We start from the raw sequence: 260 nt of genomic DNA on the forward strand, positions 1-260 counted from the left end.
CGATGACTGCCAACTGGTGTGCCCCTACAACCGGGAGTCGGCGATCACGGATGAACAGGATTACCACTGCCGGCCGCAACTCTATCAGCAAGATCTGCTGACATTATTCAACTGGGACGAAGCCACGTTCTTGAAAAACACCGAAGGCTCGCCCATTCGGCGCATCGGCCATCTCAAGTGGCTACGCAATCTCAGTGTCGCTATTGGTAATGCTCCCTACACTCCGGCACTGCTTAACGCCTTGATTGAACGTAAAGGGT

At 53.8% G+C, this 260-nt stretch carries 1 pseudogene; it reads left to right on the forward strand.

The features are described 5' to 3' along the window. A pseudogene (locus R0J87_RS21875) lies at positions 1–260 on the forward strand (tRNA epoxyqueuosine(34) reductase QueG); the annotation flags it as partial.

Source organism: Halomonas sp. SIMBA_159 (genome assembly GCF_046536035.1).
GTDB lineage: Bacteria > Pseudomonadota > Gammaproteobacteria > Pseudomonadales > Halomonadaceae > Vreelandella > Vreelandella venusta_A.